The sequence below is a fragment of the Halonotius pteroides genome (assembly GCF_003605635.1).
Taxonomy (GTDB): domain Archaea; phylum Halobacteriota; class Halobacteria; order Halobacteriales; family Haloferacaceae; genus Halonotius; species Halonotius pteroides.
In genome coordinates this window covers 1-1,003 of the sequence record NZ_QMDW01000114.1, presented here as the reverse complement: position 1 = coordinate 1,003, position 1,003 = coordinate 1, and the positions used below count along the sequence as shown (strand labels likewise).

3 protein-coding genes are annotated in these 1,003 nt (G+C 67.8%); all 3 read right to left on the bottom strand.

All coding sequences use genetic code 11. The features are described from left to right. Window positions 1-165 (bottom strand): 50S ribosomal protein L37e (locus DP106_RS15445; RefSeq protein WP_120086663.1); only part of this gene is annotated, 165 nt, incomplete at its 3' end. Further along, the gene (locus tag DP106_RS15440; RefSeq protein ID WP_015408826.1) at window positions 162-347 is read right to left on the bottom strand and encodes an LSM domain-containing protein; all 186 of its coding nucleotides are present in this window, start codon (window positions 345-347) and stop codon (window positions 162-164) included. The genes DP106_RS15440 and DP106_RS15445, both read right to left, overlap by 4 nt. A 73-nt stretch (window positions 348-420) precedes the next feature. After that, window positions 421-1,003: M20/M25/M40 family metallo-hydrolase (locus tag DP106_RS15435; RefSeq protein ID WP_120086661.1), on the bottom strand; the 583-nt coding region annotated here is incomplete at its 5' end.

The following is a 1,003-nucleotide window of genomic DNA, read 5'->3' as shown; positions in this document are numbered from 1 at the left end:
CTGTTTGGACTGCCAGGCGTAGTCGCGACGCTTGGCCGTCTTGCCGAAGCCACAGGACGCACAGACCTTCTTTCGGGAGTGATAGGACTTCTCGCCGCAGCGTCTGCATTTGACGTGCGTCGTCTTGTTCTTCTTGCCTTGGCTCGGGGTCCCAGCGCCAGTCATGGTTGTATCGAGACGACGTTATCGCCGCGGATAACGGTTACGTTGTCGCCTTCCTCCAAGACGAGGTTCATGTGTTGGTCGTATCCGGAGAGGACGCCCTCGCGGGTCTCGCTGTCCTTGAGTGTCACGCGCACGTCGCTTCCGAGCGTCGCTTCGAGCACGTCAAGCGGACGGTCAGTCATACCCGAAGGAGCGCGTGCGAGCGGTATAAACGCACCGACCCGCGTCCGGCACCGCGGTTCGGGCGCACCGTGTTTATATACCGGCGTCGAACGGCGCGAACTCGTCGAGGCGGCCGGCGACCCCGGCGAGCAGCGACGCCGCGGCGTCGAGGTCGGCCTGGTCGACGACCTCGACGGGAGTGTGCATATACCGGTTCGGAATCCCGAGATTGAGCGCGGGCGTGCCGCCCGAGGACGTATAAAAGGCGTCGGCGTCGGTGCCGGTTCGGCTCCCCGCCGCCGCCAGTTGGTAGTCGATCCCCGCCCCGTCGCCGACGCCGCGAACGGCCTCGACGAGGGCCGGGTGGTTCGCGCTCCCGCGTGCGACGACCGGCCCGCCGCCCAACTCGACGTCGCTACCACGGACGCTCGGGGTGTCCGGGTGGTCGGTCGCGTGGGTCACGTCGACGGCGACGACGGCGTCGGGGTCCAACTCGAAACCGACCATCCGCGCCCCCTTGAGGCCGACCTCCTCTTGAACCGTCGAGACCGCGTACACCGTCGCGTTCGGGTCGGTCTCGACGACACGCCGGAACGCCTCGGCCGCCGTCCAGATGCCGACCCGGTTGTCCATCCCCCGCGCCGCGAGGCGGCCGTCGGCCAACTCCGTGATCGGC

Bases quoted from the DNA above. Each gene is read 5' to 3' on its own strand.
- DP106_RS15440 (WP_015408826.1), bottom strand. From the start codon at position 347: ATGACTGACCGTCCGCTTGACGTGCTCGAAGCGACGCTCGGAAGCGAC.